Here is an 18,629-nt window from a genome sequence, read left to right as displayed (position 1 = left end):
TTGCGATGAGGCATCGCGGCAACAAATTGTGTGCGCTGTTCGCCCACATTTAGGGTGCGGGTGTATGAGAATCTGGAACCTGGTTCTAAATTAGTCGAATTCGCGAGGCACAAAGGGAAACCCAATGACCGTCAGCACCCCGCTCTCCGGCGTAAACCAACCCTTCAAAGGGATTTTGCTGATCGTTGTCGCAACCTTCCTCTTCTCCAGCCACGATGCCTTGTCGAAATACCTCTCGGGGATCTACCCGATCGTCATGGTGGTCTGGGCTCGCTATGTGGTTCACACCTTGTTGATGGCCGGGATTTTTCTGCCGCAGTCCGGAATGCGTGTCCTACGCACCAAACGGCCGTTGCTGCAGTTACTGAGGGCGTTGTGCCTGCTGGGCACCAGTCTGTTTTTCACCACGGGTTTACAGTACATCCCGCTGGCCGAAGCCACGGCGGTCAACTTTCTTGCACCGGTTCTGGTGACTGCACTGTCGGTGCCGCTGCTGCGTGAGCGCGTCACCCGTGGCCAATGGATCGCGGTGATTTGCGGATTTATTGGCGTGTTGATCATCGTCCACCCCGGCGGCGATCTATTCACGCCAGCGGTTTTATTGCCGCTCTGCTCGGCGCTGTTTTTCTGCTTTTATCAGTTGCTCACCCGCAAGCTCAGTGAGATCGACAGCCCCACCACCAGCAACTTCTTTGCCGGCCTGTGCAACACCCTGGTGATGAGCGCGTTGGTGCCGTTCTTCTGGCAAGTGCCGAGTGTCGGGCATGGATTGATGATGGTGGCGCTGGGGGCCTGCGGGATGACGGCGCATCTGTTTCTGACCCAAGCGTTCCGTCACGCCGCCCCTGCGTTGCTGGCGCCGTTCGGCTATTGCCAGATTGTCTTTGCCGGTTTGCTGGGCTGGTTGCTGTTTTCTCACACACCGACGCTGACCACGGTGGTCGGGATTGCGGTGATTTGCTGCAGTGGGTTGGCGGCGGCGTGGCAGCAAAGCCGTCGATAAAAACGCTGAACGAACTGTGGGAGCGGGCTTGCTCGCGAAGGCGATGTATCAGTCAACATCAATGTTGAATGACAGTCCGCATTCGCGAGCAAGCCCGCTCCCACATGGACGGTGTTTACTCGGTAACGGTCGGAATCTTGCGTGGCGCCATGAAGTACATCCAGGTCAGCGCGATGAAGTACATCGCCGGAATCATGGTGAACAGCACGGTGTAGTTGTTGTTGGTGATGGTCAGGATGTGGCCGACCAACTGGGTCATGAACATCCCGCCGATTGCGGCGCACATGCCGCCGAAACCGAACACCGTACTCATCATGTGTTTAGGCGTGTAGTCCATCACCAGGCTCCAGATGTTCGCGGTCCAGGCCTGGTGTGCACCGATGGCCAGTGAGATGGCAAACACCGCGACCCACAGACTGCTCGAACCAGCCGCCATGATCACACCGACAATGCAGCAGGCGAACAGGAACATGGACATCAGCCGCGCCTTGATCGGGTTGACCCCGCGGCCGATCAGGAACGAGGACAGGATCCCGCCGCCGACGCTGCCGAAGTCGGCAGTCAGGTAAATGATGATCAGCGGGATACCCATCTGGGTCACGTTGATCCCCAGGTTGTATTGCTGATTGAGGAACGGCGGCAGCCAGTACAGGTAGAACCAGAACACCGGCGCCGTTATCGAGTAGGCGAGGGCGAACGCCCAGGTGCCACGCATGCGCAGGATTTTCGAGAACGGTACGCGGGATTGTTCCGGTTCGACTTCCTTCTGGATGTAGTCCAGTTCCGATTGTTTGACGCTCGGGTGATCTTCCGGGTTGAAGTATTTCAGACCCCAGAACACCAACCAGATGCCGCCCAGTGAAGCCATGCACAGGAATGCCGCCTGCCAGCCCCACACGTGCAGGATCAGCGGCAACAGCATCGGCGTGAACATCGCCCCGACGTTGGTGCCGGCGTTGAAGATGCCGGTGGCCACCGCGCGCTCGCCGGCCGGGAACCACAGCCGCGTGGTTTTCACGCAGGCCGGGTAGTTGGCGGCTTCGGTCAGTCCGAGGATAAAGCGGCAGACCATGAAACCGACCGCCGAGGTGGCCAGGCCATGGGCGCCGGTCGCCAGGCTCCAGAGCAGCACTGCGCAGAAAAATACGCGCTTCACGCCGACCCGGTCGATCAACCGGCCTTGCAGCACGAAACCGATGGCGTAACCCACCTGGAACCAGAAGTTGATGTTGGCGTAATCCATCGCCGTCCAGCTCATTTCCTTGGCGAGGATCGGCTGCATCACGCCCAGTGCGGCGCGGTCGATGTAGTTCAGGGTGGTGGCGAAAAATACCAGCGCCAGCATGCCCCAGCGGGTTTTGCCGACGGCCATGGCGCCGCGGATCTTGTCGCCGATGCCGCCAGTGGCAGGAGTCATGGAGGAACGCTCCACGGGTGAGCTTTGGGAAGGAGTCATTTAGGCCACCGATTATTTTTATGTGGTGTTCTGGGTCTTGGGTCACCGAGACCGATGTTTGTGACCGGACTCAATGTGTAGTCGATGGTGGGCAGTGGACGAAAAATCGTCAATTCGCCAAAGGCCATTGTGTTCGATAATCGCACGCAAAACTAACCGGATAGTACACTTTGAATTGCTGTGCAGGATCTTGCAGCCAATAATTCACGTCAAGAAAAACGCGGTCCATGGGACGAGCGCTGTTCCTTGTAGGAGCGAGCTTGCTCGCGATGGTCTTAAGGATTACGCGTGTTTTCTGGCTAAAACGCGGCGCTCTTGGGTCCATCGCGAGCAAGCTCGCTCCTACATAAGCGAAAGCGTAGCTATGCCCACAACAAGACAGCCTCCACCACCGGGAGTCGAAATATGCAGCGTTCCATTGCCACCGTGTCCTTGAGCGGTACCCTGCCGGAAAAACTCGAAGCCATTGCCGCCGCAGGGTTCGACGGGGTGGAGATTTTCGAAAATGACCTTCTCTACTACGACGGTAGCCCACGGGAAGTCAGACAGATGTGCGCCGATCTCGGGATCGCCATCACGCTGTTCCAGCCGTTCCGGGATTTCGAAGGCTGCCGCCGCGACCGCCTGCCGCGCAATCTGGAACGCGCCGAGCGCAAATTCGACCTGATGCAGGAACTGGGCACCGACCTGGTGCTGGTCTGCAGCAATGCCTCGGCCGACGCCATCGGTGATGAACGGATCCTCGTCGACGATTTGCGCCTGCTGGCCGAACACGCCGCTGCGCGGGGCCTGCGAATCGGTTACGAAGCCTTGGCCTGGGGCCGGCATGTGAACACGTATCAACAGGTGTGGAACATCGTTCGACAGGCTGACCACCCGAGTCTGGGCGTGTTGCTCGATAGTTTCCACACGCTGTCGCTCAAGGGCGATCCGAGTGCCATCGCCGAGATTCCCGGCGACAAAATCTTCTTCGTGCAAATGGCCGACGCGCCGATCCTGGCCATGGACGTGCTGGAGTGGAGCCGGCATTTCCGCTGCTTCCCGGGCCAGGGCGAATTCGATTTGCCGGGGTTCCTCGCACCGATCATCAAGAGTGGCTACACCGGACCGTTGTCGCTGGAAATTTTCAACGATGGTTTCCGCGCCGCGCCGCCACGGGCCAACGCCGCCGACGGTTTGCGTTCGCTGCTGTACCTGGAAGAGAAAACCCGCGAGCGGCTGGCGCAGGAAACCCAACCCGTGGCCACCCCGGACATTCTGTTCGAGACGCCGAAGGCCAGCGAATACAACGGCATCGAGTTTCTCGAGTTCGCCGTGGATGAAAGTCTCGGCGCCAAACTCTCTCATTGGCTGGAGCGGCTGGGTTTCGTCAAGGCCGGGCAGCATCGCTCTAAAAGTGTGAGCCTGATGCGTCAAGGCGACATCAACCTGATCCTCAACTCCGAGCCTTACTCGTTTGCCCACAGCTTTTTCGAAGCGCATGGACCGTCGCTGTGCGCCACAGCGGTGCGGGTCAACGACAGCGCCAGCGCGCTGGCCCGGGCTGTGGCTTACAAAGGTCAGCCGTATCGCGGACTGGTCGGCCCCAATGAACTGGAGTTGGCGGCGGTACGTGCGCCGGATGGCAGCCTGATTTATCTGGTGGACCAGGACGCCGACGTCTATGGCACCGACTTCAATCTGCAACCGGCCGCCGTGGCCAGCGGTGGCCTCAAGCGAATCGACCACATGGCCATTGCGTTACCGGCCGACAGCCTCGACAGTTGGGTGCTGTTCTACAAGAGCCTGCTGGATTTCGAAGCCGACGACGAAGTGGTTCTGCCGGACCCCTACGGTCTGGTGAAGAGTCGGGCGCTGCGCAGTCGCGACAGTTCTATCCGCTTGCCGCTGAACATTTCCGAGAACCGCAACACCGCGATCTCACACGCACTGTCGAGTTATCGCGGCTCTGGTGTGCATCACATTGCGTTTGACTGCGACGATATCTTTGCCGAAGTCAGCCGTGCCAAGGAGGCGGGCGTTCCGCTGCTGGATATCCCGCTCAACTATTACGATGACCTGGCTGCGCGGTTCGATTTCGATGACGAATTCCTCAGTGAACTCGCCTATTACAACGTGCTCTACGACCGTGATGCCCAGGGTGGCGAGCTGTTTCACGTTTACACCGAGCCGTTCGAAGGGCGGTTTTTCTTTGAAATCATCCAGCGCAAGAATGGCTACGCCGGTTATGGCGCGGCCAACGTGGCGGTGCGATTGGCGGCCATGGCCAAATCCCGCAGCGGCGCTCTTCGTCAGGCCAAGTTGTAGGAATTTGGTAAGCGCGAGGTTAAACCGCTGCCGCGCGGCTTCCTTCACTGTGCGGTGCGGCTCATAATCGCCAGCCTGTGCAGTGATGGCCGTGAGCCCGCAATGACAATAATTTCAGAACTCTCCGTAGCGCCCGACGAACCCATGGCCGAGCCTCGCAAGAGTCGCAAGAACAACCCGGAAAAGACCCGCGAGAACATTCTTCAAGAAGCCATTGTCGAGTTCGTCCAGCAGGGGCTTTCCGGAGCTCGCGTCGACGCGATCGCCGAGCGCATTCACACCTCCAAACGCATGATCTATTACTACTTCGGCAGTAAGGAACAGCTCTACATTGAGGTGCTGGAGAAACTCTACGGCGATATTCGCAGCACCGAAAACCGCTTGCACCTGGCCGAACTGGCGCCGGTGGAAGCGATTCGGCGGCTGGTGGAATTTACCTTCGATCACCATGATCGCAATGTCGAATTCGTGCGCATCGTCAGCATCGAGAACATTCACAACGCCGAATACGTGAAGCGTTCCGATGCGATCAAGGCAATGAACAACACCATTCTTGATTCACTGGGTGTGATTTTGCGTCGCGGGTCTGAAGAGGGTGTGTTCCGGTCGGGGCTTGAGCCGCTGGATGTGCATCTGCTGATCAGTTCGTTCTGCTTCTATCGCGTGTCGAACCGCCACACCTTTGGCGAGATTTTTCAGATCGACTTGCCGGATGAAAGCATCAAGCAGCGTCATCGGGAGATGATTTGCGAGTCGGTTTTGCGGTACCTGCAGGCCTGAAAAGATCGCAGCCTGCGGCAGCTCCTACAGGGTTTTGTGTGCATCCTGTAGGAGCTGCCGCAGGCTGCGATCTTTTGATCTTCAGCCATTCATGCTCTGAAAATGCGCCAGCATCCGCTGCGCATCCGGCACCACGCCGCTGAACAATTCAAACGCCTTCACCGCCTGAAACACCGCCATGTTGCCGCCATCCAGCGTCCGGCAACCCAAGGCGCGGGCGTTGCGCAGCAGTTCGGTTTCCAGCGGGAAGTACACGATCTCCGCCACCCACAACTGTGCCCGAAGCAACTCCACCGGTACCGGCATGCCGGGCAGTTTTTTCATGCCCATGGGCGTGGTGTTGACCAGTCCGTCGGCCTGAGCCAGCGTGCTCGGCAGATCATGACCCGCCACCGCGCGGCCAGCACCAAAATGCTGATTCAGGTTGTTCGCCAGCGACTGAGCCCGACTGTCGTCCACATCGAAAATGCTCAGCAGTCGTACGCCTTCGCTCAACAGCGCGTGGGCCACCGCCGCACCGGCACCCCCGGCGCCCATTTGTACGACACGCTCAACGGCAACGCCCTGCAACCCACGTCGAAAACCTTCGGCAAAGCCCAGGCAATCGGTGTTGTGGCCAATGCGTTTGCCGTCCTTCAACACCACCGTATTCACCGCACCGATGCCGCGGGCTTCCGGGGATAATTCGTCGAGCAACGGGATGATCGTCTGCTTGCACGGAAAGGTGATGTTCAGCCCGGTGAAATTCATCTGTTCGGCCGCCATCAAAAGGTCGGGCAGGGCGCTGCTGTCGAGTTTCAATTGGTCGAGGTCGATCAGGCGATAGAGGTAACGCAAACCCTGGGCATCGCCTTCATGCTCGTGCAGCGCGGGCGTACGGGACGCCTGGATGCCGGCGCCGATCAGTCCGGCCAGTACCGCGTTGTTCTGATTCACGGCGTTCACCCCTTCAAGCGCAGGCTGAAATGCTCCAGCGCCAAACGATAGCCGTGGCTGCCGAATCCGGCCATTACTGCGGTCGCAATGCCTGAAACAAAGGAGTGGTGGCGGAAGGGTTCGCGAGCGTGGACGTTGGACAGGTGGACTTCGATCACCGGCAGTTCGCTGGCGACCAGGGCGTCACGAATGGCGACCGAGGTGTGGGTCCAGGCCGCGGGGTTGATGACGATCCCGGCGCAACGGCCGCGGGCGGCGTGAATCCAGTCGAGCAATTCGCCTTCATGGTTGGTCTGGCGAAATTCCACCGCCAGGCCAAACTCTTCGGCGGCACGTCCGCACAATGCTGAAATGTCTGCCAGGGTTTCGTGGCCGTAGGTCGCCGGCTCACGGGTGCCAAGCAGGTTCAGGTTCGGGCCGTTGAGCACCAGAACGATAGGGGGCATCGGGGTCTCTCCACTTATTATTTTTGGCATTGACTGATGGTCAGCCTGTGGAGATAAATTGTACTAGATGGTTAATTTGGTCAATTGAAGAGGCCCCGAACCGGACTTTTGTGTGCGGTGATCGGACAATTGCAAAGATCGCAGCCTTCGGCAGCGCCTACAGAAAAACGCCTTCCAACTGTAGGAGTTGCCGAAGGCTGCGATCTTTTAGCGTGGTAAATGCTCAACCAGAAAATCGATAAACGCCCGTAACCGAAGCGGCACATGTCGACTTTGCGGATAGAGCAGGGTGAACGGCCGCGAGCGTCCACCATAAGGTTTGAGAATTTCCACCAGCGAGCCATCGGCCAACTCCTTCTCGACAATGAACCGATAGGTCTGGAACAGCCCCGCCCCGTGCCTGGCCAAGGTCACACCACCCAGAACATCGTCGGAACAACTGAAATTGCCCTCGGCCAGAATCTCGCGTTGCTCGCCATGGTCGTTGAACAACCAGGCAATCCGTCGACCGCTGCTGGGTAGTTCGTACTGGATGCACTCGTGCTGCTTGAGGTCGCCCAGGGTTTGCGGAGTGCCCGCGCGCTTGAGGTAATCGGGACTGGCGATCATCACCAGTTCCGCGTCCTCAAGCTGTCGGGCAATCAGTCCGGAATCCGGAATCGCCCGCACGCGAATGGCCATGTCATAGCCTTCGCCGACGAAATCAATGTTGCGATTGCTGATGTGCGACTCGACTTTCACCTGTGGAAATCGCTCCCGAAACGCCGGTAGCAACGGCAGGATCCGGTGATGGGCGTACGTCGTGGGAATACTGATGCGCAAGGTGCCGGAAGGCTCCTGCTGCTGGCCCATCACTTCGCGTTGGGCCTCGACCAGCTGCGCCAGCGCCTGACGACATTCTTCGTAATACCGGCGCCCGCTATCGGTCAATTTGACGCTGCGAGTGGTGCGGGCGAACAACCGTACACCCAGACGTTCCTCCATGCGCGACACCGAACGGCTCACCGCTGCGGGCGTTACCCCGGCCACCAACGCCGCTGCGGTAAAGCTGCCAGCTTCGGCGGCGAGGCAAAACAGCTCGATGCTGCCGAGCTGAAGATCGTCGAATGTTCGCTGCATGATTGATTACACCGGGGATCAAATGAAGGGCCTGACGCAGTGTTTATCAAATTGGTGAAAGGATTGCTTACCATTTTTGTCCCTGATCGCCGCACCCTGGACGGCTTCGACCGCTAGCCTCAAGTTCGGGTGGCTGAATGCACGTCAGCACCGGTTATCGGATTTTTCAAGGAATGACGAGTCGTCGGGCTCATTAACCTAACGGATGGGTTAGCATGAAATTGTTCTGCTACAAAGGGCTTTCAATGGTGATCATGCTGCGCGATGAACACTGCCCACCGCACGCGCATGTGGACGCCGGGGCCTGGAGCGCACGGTTCAAATTCAGCTTTTGGCACAACAGTGTCGAGCTGTGGGACGTGGTTCCTCATTCAAACCGGCCGCCTGCACCCGTGCTGGAAGGATTGCGTCACGCACTCAGACAACCCGCCCACTTGCGTCGCGCTCGTACGATCTGGTGGGAAAAGCTGCACACGGTCTGCCTCGATCATCAGATATGGGACTGGCGGACCAGCGAAGTCCTGGTCGTGAAAAGGATTGCGAGTACGACCGACATGATTTGCTCGGCTTGCTATGAGCCCGAGACGAACAAGACCCTGCTGGCGCTATTTGGCGTTTCGGAGGGCGTGGAGATCAAGTTATGAAAACGATAGAGGCGAACACACTGGCTGATCGGCCTGTGACCGAAGCCGTGCTGGACGACGCCATCCAGCGTGGGCAAGTGCGCCACAAAAGCGGTTTGCAGGTGACTGCCGTGTCCTTTGTGGAACCGTGTCTGGCAGTCAGTTTCATTGATGGCAGTGGCGTGCTGCTGCCCGTGCAGCACTACCCGGAATTCGATGATTTCGACGTCGCGGATTTCGCCGACCTGAAAGTCGGCTTTTCCGGGACCGCCCTCTGCCATGAGGGCAAGGGTTTGCATGTGTCCATCGCCGGAATGATTTCCGCGAGCAAGCCGCTGATGGACATGGCTGCTTCGGTCATCGCTTCGCGCAATGGTCGCCAAAGCAGCGCTGCCAAGGCCGAGGCGGCGCGGGCCAATGGTCGCAAGGGTGGGCGCCCGCGCAAGCCGGATGTCACCGTTTGAGCGCGCACAAAAAAGCCGTCGTACTGACGGCTGATTTGTATCAGGCGGCTGCGATCAACGCCGGGTCAACAACACCCCGGATTCCATGTGATGGGTCCACGGGAACTGGTCGAACATTGCGCATTGGGTAATGCGGTGCGTGTCGTTCAGTTGGGCGATGTTGGCCGCAAGGGTTTCCGGGTTGCAGGAAATGTACAGGATGTTGTCGAAGCGCCGGGTCAGCTCGCAGGTGTCCGGGTCCATGCCGGCGCGAGGCGGGTCGACGAAGACGCTACCGAATTCGTAGCTCTTGAGATCGATGCCATGCAGGCGACGGAAAGGGCGGACTTCGTTCAGGGCTTCGGTCAGTTCTTCGGCGGACAGGCGCACCAGTGTGACGTTATCCACCGCGTTTTCGCTGAGGTTGCTCAGTGCCGCATTGACCGAGGTTTTGCTGATCTCGGTGGCCAACACTTTGCGTACGCGGGTCGCGAGCGGCAGCGTGAAGTTGCCGTTGCCGCAATACAGTTCCAGCAGATCGTGCGGGCGATCGCCGAGGGCGTCGTAAGCCCAGTTGAGCATCTTCTGGTTCACGGTGCCATTGGGCTGGGTGAACGCGCCTTCCGGCTGGCGGTAGCTGAAGGTGCGGCCGCCGACTTCCAGTTTTTCGACCACGTAATCATGGCCAATCACTTCGCGTTTGCCTTTCGAGCGGCCGATCACGCTGACGTTCAGGTCTGCCGCCAGTTTCGACGCCGCCGCGTGCCAGTGTTCATCCAGCGGGCGGTGATAGCACAGGGTAATCATCGCATCGCCGGCCAGGGTGGTCAGGAACTCCACCTGAAACAGCTTGTGGCTCAGGGCTGCACTCGCTTGCCACGCTACTTTCAGCTGTGGCATCAACTCATTGATACGCAGGCTGGCAATCGGAAACGCTTCGATCAGGATCGGCGTGCGTTTGTCTTCCTGGGAAAACATCGCGTAGTGACGCTCGCCGGCTTCGCGCCACAGGCGGAATTCGGCACGCAGGCGGAAGTTCTTCAACGGCGAATCGAATACGGCCGGTTCCGGCGCATCGAACGGGGCCAGCAGGTCACGCAAGCGCGTGACCTTTTCTTCGAGCTGAACGGTGTAGGCCTGGGAATCAAAAGTCATGCGTTGAACCAACCCAACTTGATCACGAACAGAATCGACAGAATCACCAGCGCCGAGTTCAGCTCACGGCCGCGACCGGACAGCAACTTGATCGCGGTCCAGGAAATGAAACCGAAGGCGATGCCGTTGGCGATGGAATACGTGAACGGCATGGCCAGGGCGGTAATCACGACCGGTGCGGCAACGGTGATGTCGTCCCAGTCTATTTCGGCCAGGCCGGAAGTCATCAGTACCGCGACGAACAGCAGTGCAGGAGCCGTGGCGAACGCCGGAACGCTGGCGGCCAGTGGCGAGAAGAACAGCGCCAACAGGAACAGGATCGCCACCACAATGGCCGTCAGGCCGGTACGGCCACCGGCACTCACGCCGGCTGCGGATTCGATGTAGCTGGTGGTCGTCGATGTGCCCAGCAACGAACCGGCCATCGCCGCGGTACTGTCCGCGATCAGGGCACGGCCCATTTTCGGCATGTGCCCGTCCTTGCCCATCAGCCCGGCGCGCTTGGCAACGCCAATCAGGGTGCCGGAGTTGTCGAACAGGTCGACGAACAGGAAAGCGAAGATCACGCTGACCAGACCGATGTCCAGTGCACCCTTGATGTCCAGTTGCAGGAAGGTTGGCGCCAGCGATGGCGGCATCGACGTCACACCGCCGAACGGGGTGAAGCCCATCAGGATCGAAACGATGGTCACCGCCAGAATGCCGATCAGCACGGCACCGCGCACGGCGAGGGCTTCGAGGGCGACGATCAGGACAAAACCAAGGGTGGCGAGGATCGGCGCCGGTTGTTTCAGGTCACCGAGGCCGACCATGGTCGCCGGATTGCTGACCACGATGCCGGCGTTGTGCAGGGCAATCAGCGCCAGGAACAGGCCGATACCGGCGGCAATCGCCGAACGCAGCGGCAGCGGGATGCTGTTGATGATCCATTCCCGAATGCGGAAGATCGACAGCAGGAAGAACAGCACCGCCGAGATGAATACCGCCCCCAGCGCCACCTGCCAGGTGTGGCCCATGTGCAGGACAACGGTGTAGGTGAAGAAGGCGTTCAGGCCCATGCCCGGTGCGAGGGCAATCGGGTAGTTGGCGATCAGGCCCATCACCGTGGAGCCGAAGGCGGCTGCCAGGCATGTGGCGACGAACACCGCGCCCTTGTCCATGCCGGTCTCGCCGAGGATGCTCGGGTTGACGAACAGAATGTAGGCCATAGCCAAAAAGGTCGTGACGCCCGCCAGAATCTCGGTGCGTACGTTGGTGTTGTGTGCCTTCAGTTGAAACAGCCTTTCCAGCATGTCTGCTCCCCGTGGCGCGCCCGGCGCCGTGAATGTATCGACCTCAACAGCAAAGCACAGACCACTGCAGGCGCCTGGTAATTTTCTGTGGGTCGGAAAAAGCCGCGCATCATACCAGCAGCGTGGGCTTGTGGCTGCTTATGGCTGCGATCGTCGTCGATGTTTTGCGTTAAAGCCAAGTGCGCCATACTGCGCGCTGGTTTTGGGGGACATGGGGATTGCATGAAAAAGCGTCTGCTTACCGTATTCGGAACATTGTTTGCCTTGTCGTTGGGGGCGCAGACCGCCTCGGCTGCTTCGGCGGCGCCGTTGAGCCAGGTCAAGGTGCTCAAGGTCGAGTCGCCAGCCTGTGGTTTTGAAGACATTGGCGAGGGGCAGGAGAAAACACGCTGCGATCACAGCGGGCCGAACATCAAGATCTACGTGCTGGAAGTCGGCTACGGCCGCGCGGCGCATGTCGGGCTGGAAGGTTTTGAGGTGAACGGCACCCGGACCCCGGTCTGTGCGTTTGATAATGGCAATCTGACCGAGTGCACCGTCGGCAGAAAAACAGTCGGCTATTTGTATGTCTTCGATCTGGCCGGCAAGCAGGAAGGCACGTTCACCTTCAGCAACACGTCCATCAACGCGCCGGGCAACACGATGTCGACGCAGCTTTACATCAAGTAACGGCCGGCTCGAACAAGGGTCAGGAAAGCTGACTACGCTTTAAAGATCATCCTGCGGACCGCGCCCATGACCTTTAGAGCTCTGATTACCCTCGCCGAGGGCATCGATGACCTGCAAACAGTGACGCTGATCGATGTGCTGCGCCGCGCCAAGGTTGAAGTGGTGGTGGCGAGCATCGAGGGGCGGCGCATGCTCACCTGTGCTCGCGGCACCCGAGTGACGGCCGATGCGATGCTGGTGGATTTGCTGGCCCAGCCGTTTGATTTGATTGCACTGCCCGGCGGCGCAGTCGGCGCGCAGCATCTGGCGGCCCATCAACCCTTGCAGCAATTGGTCAAGGATCAGGCGGCGGCAGGTCGTCTGTTCGCCGGCATCGCCGAAGCCCCGGCCCTGGCACTGCAAGCCTTTGGTGTCCTGCGTCAGCGGCGGATGACCTGCCTGCCTTCGGCCAGTCATCAGCTGTTGGGCTGCAACTTCGTCGATCAACCGGTGGTGGTCGACGGCAATTGCGTTACTGCGCAAGGTTCGGGGGACGCACTGGAGTTTGCTCTGACGCTGGTTGAACAGCTCTGCGGCAAGGCCACTCGGGCGACGGTGGTGAGGGAGTTGGTAGTTTAAAGAACGTCAAACCTTCGCTTCTTCTGCCGGCACATGCATGCGATCACGGTTGGCCAACGTCGGGAATAGCTTGATCCACACCCCCGTCACCACCAGCGTGCCGATGCCGCCCATGACCACCGCCGGTACGGTGCCAAACCAATGGGCGGTGAGGCCGGATTCGAACTCGCCCAACTGGTTCGAAGCGCCGATGAACAGGCCGTTCACTGCGCTGACCCGGCCGCGCATTTCGTCCGGTGTTTCCAGTTGCACGAAGGACGCGCGGATCACCATGCTGATCATGTCTGCCGCGCCCAGGACCACCAGCACGGCCAGCGAGAACCAGAACGACGTCGACAGGCCGAACGCGATGGTCGCGACGCCGAACACGCCGACAGCGGTAAACATCACCCGACCGACCTTGCGATCCACCGAAAAACGCGCCAGCCAGAGCGACATCAGCAACGCACCGACTGCCGGAGCCGAACGCAGCAGGCCCAGCCCCCACGGCCCGGTCAGCAGAATATCCTTGGCGAACACCGGCAGCAGTGCCGTAGCGCCACCCAACAGCACGGCAAACAGGTCGAGGGAAATGGCCCCGAGAATGTCCGGACGGCTGCGAATGAAACGGATACCTGCCAGCAGTGAATCCAGGGTCGCCTTGCCTTTGTTCAGCGGCGTTTGCCGGGCGGGGAGATTGAGCATCAACAGGCAGGCGATCACATAAAGGACCACGGTCGGCCCGTAGACCCAGACGCTGCCGAAGGCATACAGCAAACCACCGAGGGCCGGGGCGACGATGGTGGCCGATTGTTGCGCCGACTGTGCAGCGGCGACGGCGCGGGGGAACAGCGCGGGGGGAACGATGCTCGGCAGCAGCGCCTGGGTGGTCGGCATCTCGAAGGAGCGCGCGGCGCCGAGCAGAAACGCGAGGATGAAGATCATTTCCCGGGTGACGTGGCCGGTGGCGCCGCCAATCGCCAACGTCAGTGCAATCAATGCTTGCAGTGACTGACAGATGGCCGCGACTTTTCGGCGGTCATACCGATCGGCGACATGCCCGGTGTGCAACATGAACAGTACCCGGGGGGCAAATTCCACCAGGCCGACCAGGCCCAGATCCAGCACATTGCCGGTCAACTGATACAGGTTCCAGCCGATGGCGACGGTGAGCATCTGAAAGCCGCTGGCGGTAAACACCCGAGCCAGCCAGAACGCAATGAAAGGTCGATGATGACGTAACAGCAAGGGCGCTTGGCTGGGCATCTGAGGCAGATCTTGAGCGAGGGAAGGCCCGAGATTATCACCAACCTGTAACCAGAAGTTGCGGAGACGGGAATTTAGTTAGCTAGACACCGATCTCAAGGATTACCGCAATATCCTGTGGGAGCGGGCTTGCTCGCGAAGGCGGCGTATCTGTCGATATCCATGTCGCCTGACACTCCGCCTTCGCGAGCAAGCCCGTTCCCACAGGGAATGTGTTGCTGCTGATTTCCAAGCCCGTGAGGCAACCTGTCACGCGGCAAAAGACCACACCGTCCATCGCCAAAAACCGGACTACTCTTTCAGCCATGCTTGATCCAGATCAAAACCTTTCTGGAATTGATCCGGCGGCCAGATGGCCAGATTCCCTACGTGTGATGTTTGTAAAAAAAGAACGAATGCAAATTCGCCACACTCCATATCCGTGGGGGCAGTGGGTGCAGGCCGCAAGCCTTCAGCCGGTTTTACCTGACAGAGGAAGACTTATGTTCGGTTTGGAGGCGCTTGATCTCGCCCGAATTCAGTTCGCGTTCACCATCTCGTTCCACATCCTGTTCCCGGCCATCACCATTGGTCTGGCGAGTTACCTGGCGGTACTCGAAGGCCTGTGGCTGAAAACCCACAACGATACCTACCGCGACCTGTACCACTTCTGGTCGAAGATCTTTGCCGTCAACTTCGGCATGGGCGTGGTCTCCGGACTGGTCATGGCCTATCAGTTCGGCACCAACTGGAGCCGCTTCTCGGACTTCGCCGGTTCCGTGACCGGGCCGTTGCTGACGTACGAAGTACTGACGGCCTTCTTCCTTGAAGCGGGGTTCCTTGGGGTCATGCTGTTCGGCTGGAACAAGGTCGGGCGTAACCTGCACTTTTTCGCCACGGTCATGGTCGCCATCGGCACGCTGATCTCGACCTTCTGGATTCTCGCCTCCAACAGCTGGATGCAAACCCCGCAGGGCTACGAAATCATCAACGGCCAGGTCATTCCAACCGACTGGCTGGCAGTGATTTTCAACCCGTCGTTTCCGTACCGCCTGATGCACATGGCGACGGCCGCATTCGTGGCGACGGCGTTCTTTGTCGGTTCCTCGGCAGCCTGGCATTTACTGCGCGGCAAGGACAACCCGGCGATCCGCACCATGCTCTCGATGGCCATGTGGATGGCTCTGATCGTGGCGCCGATCCAGGCGGTCATCGGTGACTTCCACGGCCTCAACACGTTGAAGCACCAACCGGCGAAAATCGCGGCGATCGAAGGCCACTGGGAAAACCACGGCGATGAACCGACTCCGCTGATCCTCTTCGGCTGGCCGGACATGAAAGAAGAGAGGACCAAATTCGCGGTAGAAATTCCGTACCTGGGCAGCCTGATTCTCACGCACTCGCTGGACAAACAGGTGCCGGCACTCAAGGAGTTCCCGCCAGAAGACCGACCGAATTCGACCATTGTGTTCTGGTCGTTCCGGATCATGGTCGGCCTGGGCATGCTGATGATCTTTACCGGTCTGTGGAGCCTGTGGCTACGCAAAAGCGACAAGTTGTATACCTCGCGACCGTTCCTGTACCTGGCGTTGTGGATGGGCCCGTCCGGCCTGATCGCGATCCTCGCCGGCTGGTTTACCACTGAAATCGGCCGCCAGCCGTGGGTGATCTACGGGTTGATGCGCACGGCAGATGCGTCGTCCAATCACAGCTTCATGCAGATGAGCATCACGCTGATCCTGTTCGTCGTGGTCTATTTCGCGCTGTTCGGGGCCGGCCTTGGGTACATGATGCGTCTGGTGCGCAAAGGGCCGAAGATCGACGAAGGCGAGGAAACGCCCGAGGGTGGTCCTGGCAAAAAACGCACGCCGGCCCGTCCGCTGTCCGCAGCCGACGATTCCGCTGATGCCGACCACGACCCCAGCCTGCAAAAGGAGATTTGAATCATGGGTATTGATCTTCCGCTGATCTGGGCCGTGATCATCATCTTCGGCATCATGATGTACGTGGTCATGGACGGTTTCGACCTGGGGATCGGGATTCTCTTTCCGTTTATCCCGGGCAAGACCGACCGTGACGTGATGATGAACACCGTCGCACCGGTGTGGGACGGCAATGAAACCTGGCTGGTTCTGGGGGGCGCGGCGTTATTCGGTGCCTTTCCGCTGGCGTATTCAGTGGTGCTCTCGGCGCTGTACCTGCCGCTGATTTTCATGTTGATCGGGCTGATCTTCCGCGGCGTGGCGTTCGAGTTCCGCTTCAAGGCCAAGGACGACAAACGACACCTCTGGGACAAGGCCTTCATCGGTGGTTCCATTGCTGCGACGTTCTTTCAGGGCGTGGCCCTGGGGGCGTTCATTGATGGATTGCCAGTGGTCAACCGTCAGTTCGCCGGGGGTTCACTGGACTGGTTGACGCCATTCACGATGTTCTGCGGCGTCGCACTGGTGGTGGCTTATGCGCTGCTTGGTTGCACCTGGCTGATCATGAAAACCGAAGGCAAATTGCAGGAGCAGATGCATGACCTGGCGCGGCCGCTGGCCTTCGTGGTGTTGGCAGTGATCGGCATCGTCAGCATCTGGACGCCGCTGGCTCATGCTGAAATCGCCGCTCGCTGGTTCACGTTGCCGAATCTGTTCTGGTTCCTGCCGGTGCCTATTCTGGTGCTGGTGACCATGTACGGTCTGATCCGCGCCGTGGCCCGCAATGCGCATTACACGCCATTCCTGCTGACGCTGGTGCTGATCTTCCTCGGCTACAGCGGTCTGGGCATCAGCCTGTGGCCGAACATCGTGCCGCCGTCGATCTCGATCTGGGACGCCGCCGCACCGCCGCAGAGTCAGGGTTTCATGCTGGTGGGGACGCTGTTCATCATCCCGTTTATCCTGGGTTACACCTTCTGGAGCTACTACGTGTTCCGCGGCAAGGTCACCCACGAAGATGGTTACCACTAGCCCACTGAACCTGTAGGAGCCGAGCTTGCTCGCGATGGCGTCATCACAGACGCCATTAATCTTAACGAGAGGGTAGAAAGCAATGACCACCAAACACACTTTGCAGGAAATCGAAGCCGCAGAAAAAAAACCGCTTTGGCAGCGACTCGGCTGGTTGGCAATGATCTGGACCGGCAGCGTGGTGGCGCTGTTCATCGTTGCAAGCCTGATGCGCATGTTCATGAATGCAGCAGGCCTGTCGACGCACTGATGCTTCGCACCTGATCCCATTCCGATGCCTTGCGGCACGGATTTACAACCCTCCTGCGCTGGAGGGTTTTTTTTGCCTGGAATTATTTTCGGGCTTTAAGGATCACGAATTTCGGTGTGGCCGCCACCTGCTCAACACCGCGGAACAACCGCGCCAGCTTGCTGTGGTAACCCAGATGACGATTGCCGACGATATACAGCGCGCCGCCCACCACCAGCGCCTCCCGGGCTTGCTGGAACATCCGCCAGGCCAGAAAGTCACCCACCACTTGCTGCTGATGAAACGGCGGGTTGCACAGCACTACGTCCAATGATTGTGGTTCCTGCCCGGCCAAACCGTCACCGGCACGCACAATCACGTCCCGATCACCCAGCGCTGCGCGCCAGTTTTCGGCGGCCGATTGCACGGCCATAAAGGACTCGTCCACCAGCGTGTAGTGCGCCTCGGGATTTTGCAGGGCACTGGCGATGGCCAGTACGCCGTTGCCGCAGCCGAGGTCGGCGACGCGCGCCGTGCCGAGGTTCGTCGGCAAGTGCGGCAGAAACGCCCGCGTGCCGATGTCCAGGTCTTCCCGGCAAAACACGTTGGCGTGGTTGAGCAGTTCGATGGGCGGCGTGTCGAGTCGATAGCGGGTGGGGTAGGGGGACGTCGCGGGAGCTTTGGCTTCAGCCGTGGCGATCAACAGTCGAGCCTTTTTCACCGCCAATGATGCTTGCACCGGACCGATGTAGCGTTCAAGCAAATCCCCGGCGGCCCGTGGCAGATGCTTGATCATGGCGCCGGCTATCACTTGGGCACCGGGTGCCAGCTGGTTTTGCAGGCGGATCAGTTGCTCCTCCAGCAGGGCCAGGGTTTTTGGTACCCGGATCAGTACCCGGTCGAACGGCCCGGTGACTGCTTCGCTGGCAGGCACACTCGGCACGGCATCAAAGGCTTGGCCGTTGCGGATCAGATTCTTTTCCAGCCCCTGGAAGGCCAGGAACGAATCGCCGCTGGTGCTCACCTGAACCTTGCCAGCCAGGCTGGCGGCCAATGCGCCGAAGCTGTCATTGAGCACCAGCACTCGGGTGTTTGCGGCCGGTTGCTGTTCGGCCAGATGATTGAGCAGGTATTCGTCGGCGGCATCAAACGCTTGCAGCGGTTCGTTCTGCTGTTCGGGCTGGCGGATCAGGTCGAGTCGGGCGAAGGGTGTTTCGAGCAAAGGCATGGGGCGGGGCTCTGGGTAATCAACGGGTTTCCCGCGGCCCAGGGGCGTTGTAGCGGGCGAGACCGTCCGAGTGTACTGCGTCGTGTCGGTTCACACGTCAACACTCTGGAGGTGTCGCAGATGGTACGTTTTTTTCTTTTGGATTAC

The 18,629-nt window shown here is 59.6% G+C and carries 18 protein-coding genes; 10 read left to right on the top strand and 8 right to left on the bottom strand.

Translation table 11 applies throughout. From position 1 onward, the window contains the following. Window positions 1-124: 124 nt before the first annotated feature. The gene (locus ACA073_RS22785) at window positions 125-1,003 is read left to right on the top strand and encodes a DMT family transporter (protein ID WP_497399658.1); all 879 of its coding nucleotides are present in this window, start codon (window positions 125-127) and stop codon (window positions 1,001-1,003) included. Window positions 1,004-1,118: 115 nt separating this feature from the next. Here the strand turns inward: ACA073_RS22785 and ACA073_RS22780 are convergent, their stop codons facing one another. Further along, window positions 1,119-2,420 carry an MFS transporter gene (locus tag ACA073_RS22780; protein ID WP_497399656.1) on the bottom strand — a complete coding sequence of 434 codons (1,302 nt, stop codon included), beginning with the start codon at window positions 2,418-2,420 and terminating at the stop codon, window positions 1,119-1,121. Window positions 2,421-2,864: 444 nt separating this feature from the next. On the opposite strand from ACA073_RS22780, the gene quiC reads away from it, so the two are divergent. Together quiC and ACA073_RS22770 are read left to right on the top strand one after the other, a co-directional pair. After that, complete coding sequence (gene quiC, locus ACA073_RS22775; RefSeq protein ID WP_497399654.1) at window positions 2,865-4,766, top strand: 3-dehydroshikimate dehydratase QuiC; 1,902 nt, start codon at window positions 2,865-2,867, stop codon at window positions 4,764-4,766. Between the two features lie 102 nt (window positions 4,767-4,868). Further along, on the top strand, window positions 4,869-5,546 hold the full coding sequence (locus ACA073_RS22770) for a TetR/AcrR family transcriptional regulator (RefSeq protein ID WP_497399652.1): 678 nt from the start codon (window positions 4,869-4,871) through the stop codon (window positions 5,544-5,546). 81 nt (window positions 5,547-5,627) lie between these two features. On the opposite strand, the gene ACA073_RS22765 is transcribed toward ACA073_RS22770, so the two are convergent. The 3 genes from ACA073_RS22765 to ACA073_RS22755 form a co-directional block, all read right to left on the bottom strand. Continuing rightward, on the bottom strand, window positions 5,628-6,482 hold the full coding sequence (locus tag ACA073_RS22765; protein ID WP_497399650.1) for a shikimate dehydrogenase: 855 nt from the start codon (window positions 6,480-6,482) through the stop codon (window positions 5,628-5,630). A gap of 5 nt (window positions 6,483-6,487) precedes the next feature. After that, a complete protein-coding gene (aroQ, locus tag ACA073_RS22760; protein WP_497399648.1) occupies window positions 6,488-6,928 on the bottom strand; it encodes a type II 3-dehydroquinate dehydratase in 441 nt (146 codons plus the stop codon). Window positions 6,929-7,135: 207 nt separating this feature from the next. Next, the gene (locus ACA073_RS22755) at window positions 7,136-8,047 is read right to left on the bottom strand and encodes a LysR family transcriptional regulator (RefSeq protein WP_497399646.1); all 912 of its coding nucleotides are present in this window, start codon (window positions 8,045-8,047) and stop codon (window positions 7,136-7,138) included. Between the two features lie 215 nt (window positions 8,048-8,262). Here ACA073_RS22755 and ACA073_RS22750 point away from each other — a divergent pair, with 215 nt between their 5' ends. Then, complete coding sequence (locus ACA073_RS22750; RefSeq protein WP_497399644.1) at window positions 8,263-8,691, top strand: DUF4160 domain-containing protein; 429 nt, start codon at window positions 8,263-8,265, stop codon at window positions 8,689-8,691. Further along, window positions 8,688-9,134: a DUF2442 domain-containing protein gene (locus ACA073_RS22745; RefSeq protein WP_497399642.1), complete on the top strand. Its 447-nt coding sequence runs from the start codon at window positions 8,688-8,690 to the stop codon at window positions 9,132-9,134. Before ACA073_RS22750 ends, ACA073_RS22745 begins: the two co-directional genes overlap by 4 nt. Before the next feature lie 54 nt (window positions 9,135-9,188). Here the strand turns inward: ACA073_RS22745 and trmA are convergent, their stop codons facing one another. Both trmA and ACA073_RS22735 read right to left on the bottom strand, forming a co-directional pair. After that, on the bottom strand, window positions 9,189-10,268 hold the full coding sequence (gene trmA / locus ACA073_RS22740) for a tRNA (uridine(54)-C5)-methyltransferase TrmA (RefSeq protein WP_497399640.1): 1,080 nt from the start codon (window positions 10,266-10,268) through the stop codon (window positions 9,189-9,191). Next, complete coding sequence (locus ACA073_RS22735; protein WP_497399638.1) at window positions 10,265-11,560, bottom strand: NCS2 family permease; 1,296 nt, start codon at window positions 11,558-11,560, stop codon at window positions 10,265-10,267. Before ACA073_RS22735 ends, trmA begins: the two co-directional genes overlap by 4 nt. A 222-nt stretch (window positions 11,561-11,782) precedes the next feature. On the opposite strand from ACA073_RS22735, the gene ACA073_RS22730 reads away from it, so the two are divergent. Beyond that, window positions 11,783-12,229 (top strand): DUF4879 domain-containing protein, encoded by a 447-nt coding sequence (locus ACA073_RS22730; RefSeq protein WP_497399636.1) that lies wholly within the window; start codon window positions 11,783-11,785, stop codon window positions 12,227-12,229. Between the two features lie 66 nt (window positions 12,230-12,295). After that, window positions 12,296-12,847, top strand: coding sequence for a DJ-1 family glyoxalase III (locus ACA073_RS22725; protein WP_497399634.1), 552 nt, complete (start codon window positions 12,296-12,298; stop codon window positions 12,845-12,847). Window positions 12,848-12,853: 6 nt separating this feature from the next. On the opposite strand, the gene ACA073_RS22720 is transcribed toward ACA073_RS22725, so the two are convergent. Continuing rightward, window positions 12,854-14,092: an MFS transporter gene (locus tag ACA073_RS22720; RefSeq protein WP_497399632.1), complete on the bottom strand. Its 1,239-nt coding sequence runs from the start codon at window positions 14,090-14,092 to the stop codon at window positions 12,854-12,856. Between the two features lie 482 nt (window positions 14,093-14,574). On the opposite strand from ACA073_RS22720, the gene ACA073_RS22715 reads away from it, so the two are divergent. The 3 genes from ACA073_RS22715 (at window position 14,575) to ACA073_RS22705 (ending at window position 17,275) form a co-directional block, all read left to right on the top strand. Next, window positions 14,575-16,014, top strand: coding sequence for a cytochrome ubiquinol oxidase subunit I (locus ACA073_RS22715; RefSeq protein ID WP_497399630.1), 1,440 nt, complete (start codon window positions 14,575-14,577; stop codon window positions 16,012-16,014). Between the two features lie 3 nt (window positions 16,015-16,017). Continuing rightward, window positions 16,018-17,025 carry a cytochrome d ubiquinol oxidase subunit II gene (cydB, locus tag ACA073_RS22710; RefSeq protein WP_497399628.1) on the top strand — a complete coding sequence of 336 codons (1,008 nt, stop codon included), beginning with the start codon at window positions 16,018-16,020 and terminating at the stop codon, window positions 17,023-17,025. A gap of 82 nt (window positions 17,026-17,107) precedes the next feature. After that, window positions 17,108-17,275: a DUF2474 domain-containing protein gene (locus ACA073_RS22705; protein ID WP_461953138.1), complete on the top strand. Its 168-nt coding sequence runs from the start codon at window positions 17,108-17,110 to the stop codon at window positions 17,273-17,275. An 82-nt stretch (window positions 17,276-17,357) separates the two neighbouring features. On the opposite strand, the gene ACA073_RS22700 is transcribed toward ACA073_RS22705, so the two are convergent. Beyond that, a complete protein-coding gene (locus ACA073_RS22700; protein WP_497399626.1) occupies window positions 17,358-18,482 on the bottom strand; it encodes a methyltransferase in 1,125 nt (374 codons plus the stop codon). Window positions 18,483-18,629 lie beyond the last annotated feature (147 nt).

This window comes from Pseudomonas sp. LBUM1670, assembly GCF_059695695.1.
The sequence above is the reverse complement of the archived record's forward strand: the minus strand, read 5'-3'. Positions and strand labels throughout refer to the sequence as shown.